Source organism: Desulfurobacteriaceae bacterium (assembly GCA_039832905.1).
Taxonomy (GTDB): domain Bacteria; phylum Aquificota; class Aquificia; order Desulfurobacteriales; family Desulfurobacteriaceae; genus Desulfurobacterium.
In genome coordinates, this window is record JBDOLX010000020.1 from 1 (window position 1) to 2,879 (window position 2,879).

The window sequence follows — 2,879 nt, forward strand, 5'->3', positions numbered from 1 at the left end:
GTATGGAGAGGACCTTTAAAGCATCAAGCAATAAAACAGTTTTTGGCTGAGATTGACTGGGGAGAGCTTGATTACCTCATTGTTGACCTTCCACCTGGAACAGGAGACGAAGCTTTAAGCGTTGCTGAGCTTATCAAGGGAATGGACGGCTTCGTTATTGTTACAACTCCACAGGAAGTATCTCTACTTGATACCAAGAAATCCATTAGTTTTGCAAAAATGATGAATGTTCCAGTTTTAGGAATTGTGGAGAACATGAGCGGTCTTATCTGTCCTCACTGTGGAAAAGAAATAGAAGTATTCAAAAAAGGTGGTGGAGAAAATGCCGCAAAAGAGTTAGGAATTCCGTTCCTTGGTAGAATTCCTATAGAGCCTGTTGTTGCTGAAGCTGGAGACAAAGGAGTTCCAATAGTAATTTCTCAGCCTGAAAGTGTATCTGCCAGAAGTTTTAAGGAAATCGTTGATAAACTTTTAGAGGAAGTAGAGAATAATAATGGATAGAAGGAAACTTCTAGCAGGAGCTTTCATGCTCCTGTCCTTACTTCTAATCGGCATAGGAGTTTACAGGGAGGAACTTATAGAAATCTGGAATAACGGAAAACTTCTATGTCTTACGTGTATAGGAATTAAGTGATGTTAAAGGTTTCTTTCTTTAAGAATAGAAGACTTTACCAAGCTCTTACAGGGCTTTTCTCAAACCTTGCTATTTTCAACTTTTTTACTTCTCGTCTATACACTGGCAAACTAAAGAGTATACCTTTTCCCATAATGAACTGTTATGCCTGTCCAGCCTCTGTCTATTCATGCCCAATAGGAACGCTTTCTCACTTCTTTGTTGTTTCAAAAATTCCCCTTTTAACTATCGGAATAATAGCTGGCGTTTCGGCAACATTTGGTAGATGGATCTGCGGGTGGGTATGTCCTTTTGGATTAGTGCAAGATCTTCTCTTTAAGATCCCTTCCATGAAGTTTGAACTTCCAGGGTTTTTTGTTTACCTAAAATATGTCATGTTAGCTTTTGGAGTAATTCTTCTTCCTTTCTTATTCAAAGAGCCGTACTTTTGTATGGTCTGTCCAACAGGAACTTTAGAAGCTGGTATCTACTGGGTAGCTATAAGTTCAATGATCTTGAACATGGCAGGGGCTTTTTTCCTGTTTAAACTTTCTTTAGGAGTTTTATTTCTGTACGGTTCAGTTTTTATAAAAAGACCTTTCTGTAGATATGTATGTCCACTTGGAGCTGTTTTTTCAATATTCAACAAACTTTCTATCGTTGACTTTAAGGTAGAGAAAGAAAAATGTATAGAGTGTAATCTTTGCCAAAAGTCCTGTCCTGTTGATTACAAGATCTACGAAGACCCTAACTCTCCAGCCTGTTTAAGATGTTTAAACTGTGTAAGAGTCTGCTCTGTAGTCAAAATAAACTATCCAACAGTTAAATTACCTAAATCTTCTGAAACTTACCACAATTAGTCTTTTAGCCCTTCAAGAAATTTTAAATTTAACCAACAATCCTGTATAATAAAATGCAAACTTTCTAATGGAGGTATAAATATGGCAGAAACAGTTACACTTAAAGGAAATCCTGTTGTTTTGGCGGGACCAACTCTTAACGTTGGAGACGAAGCTCCTGTTGCTTGCGTTGTAAAGAAAGACCTTTCTGAAAAGGCTATTGGTGGAAAGAAAGACAAAGTTCAACTAATTATCACAGTTCCTTCTCTTGACACTCCTGTTTGTGAGATGGAGACTCAAAAGTTTAACAACCTTCTTAAAGACTTTGAAAATGTTGATGTTACAGTAGTTTCTATGGATCTACCATTTGCAGAGAAAAGATTCTGTGAAAGCTTTAACGTCGAAAACATTGATGTAGCTTCTGACTTCAGATACAGAGATATGGAAAAGTTTGGAGTTCTTATTGCTGAAGGTGCTTTAAAAGGACTTCTTGCAAGAGCTATTTTCATCGTTGATAAGGACGGAAAAATCGCTTACAAGCAACTTGTTCCTGAAATTACACAAGAACCAAACTATGATGAAGTTCTCGAAGCACTAAAGAAAATAGTATAAAGATTATGACCTACCCTTTTTGGGGGGCTTCTCCCTCCCTTAAATTAACAAAGTGCTATCTCCTTTTCAAAGTATATCCATCCACTTTCAGGACAAAAAGAGAGTTTAAAGGCGTAAAACTTCACACCTTTTTCCAGTGCCAGTTTAAAAGTTTTTGCAAATTTTGGATCTTGAACTTCATGGGGCTTAAAACATTCACACTTTCTAAAAACTAGAAATAAAACTGCGGTCTCAAATCCTTTTTCTCTTAGTTCTATTAAATCTTCAAGATGTTTTCTTCCTCTAGCTGTCGGAGCATCGGGAAAAAGGCAAATGTTCCTTTTTTCTAGGTTACATCCTTTCACTTCAATGTAGAATTTTCCATCTACTAAAAAATCGATTCGGCTGTTTCTCCACTTTACTTCTCTCTTAATCTCCTCAGGAATAAATCCCAAAAGACCCTTCTCGATTACTTTTTGAGCTATTTTCGAGTGTAAGGAAGTATTTAAGAAAACCCAAGTTCCATCGTTTAAAACAGCAACAAGTTTATAGTCAAGCTTCCCTCTTTCGTTATTTGCGAGAATAACGGGAGTTTCTGGAATTAAAAGCTCTTTTAACCTACCTGTATCTGAAATGTGCGCTTTAAAGATTTTCCCTTTAACTGAAACAAGACCAACAAATCTGTTTGGTCTTTCAACAAAAAGCCCCCGAGAGAAATCTCCCAGGAGCTCCTTAACGTTTAGTATCTTTTCCATTAGAGGGACTTTTGAATTTCAAAGTCAATTTCTTTTCCAAGATGTCCTGTAGCGTTTGCAACGTGAACTACAACCTTCTTT

General features: G+C 37.0%; 5 protein-coding genes. 4 read left to right on the forward strand and 1 reads right to left on the reverse strand.

The window, feature by feature from the left end; translation table 11 throughout:
• From ABGX27_01240 to tpx, 4 genes are all read left to right on the forward strand, one after another.
• Positions 1 to 501, forward strand: a 501-nt coding sequence (locus tag ABGX27_01240) for a P-loop NTPase (protein ID MEO2068122.1), incomplete at its 5' end; no start/stop codon positions are given.
• The gene (locus ABGX27_01245; GenBank protein ID MEO2068123.1) at positions 494 to 634 is read left to right on the forward strand and encodes a thioredoxin; all 141 of its coding nucleotides are present in this window, start codon (positions 494 to 496) and stop codon (positions 632 to 634) included. The genes ABGX27_01240 and ABGX27_01245, both read left to right, overlap by 8 nt.
• The gene (locus tag ABGX27_01250) at positions 634 to 1,473 is read left to right on the forward strand and encodes a 4Fe-4S binding protein (protein MEO2068124.1); all 840 of its coding nucleotides are present in this window, start codon (positions 634 to 636) and stop codon (positions 1,471 to 1,473) included. Before ABGX27_01245 ends, ABGX27_01250 begins: the two co-directional genes overlap by 1 nt.
• A gap of 81 nt (positions 1,474 to 1,554) precedes the next feature.
• Entirely contained in the window at positions 1,555 to 2,064 is a 510-nt protein-coding gene (tpx, locus tag ABGX27_01255; GenBank protein MEO2068125.1) for a thiol peroxidase, read from the forward strand.
• 44 nt (positions 2,065 to 2,108) lie between these two features.
• Here the strand turns inward: tpx and sfsA are convergent, their stop codons facing one another.
• Positions 2,109 to 2,798 carry a DNA/RNA nuclease SfsA gene (gene sfsA / locus ABGX27_01260; protein MEO2068126.1) on the reverse strand — a complete coding sequence of 230 codons (690 nt, stop codon included), beginning with the start codon at positions 2,796 to 2,798 and terminating at the stop codon, positions 2,109 to 2,111.
• Positions 2,799 to 2,879: the final 81 nt, after the last annotated feature.

Bases quoted from the DNA above. Each gene is read 5' to 3' on its own strand.
- ABGX27_01245 (MEO2068123.1), top strand. From the start codon at position 494: ATGGATAGAAGGAAACTTCTAGCAGGAGCTTTCATGCTCCTGTCCTTA.
- ABGX27_01250 (MEO2068124.1), top strand. From the start codon at position 634: ATGTTAAAGGTTTCTTTCTTTAAGAATAGAAGACTTTACCAAGCTCTT.
- tpx (MEO2068125.1), top strand. From the start codon at position 1,555: ATGGCAGAAACAGTTACACTTAAAGGAAATCCTGTTGTTTTGGCGGGA.
- sfsA (MEO2068126.1), bottom strand. From the start codon at position 2,798: ATGGAAAAGATACTAAACGTTAAGGAGCTCCTGGGAGATTTCTCTCGG.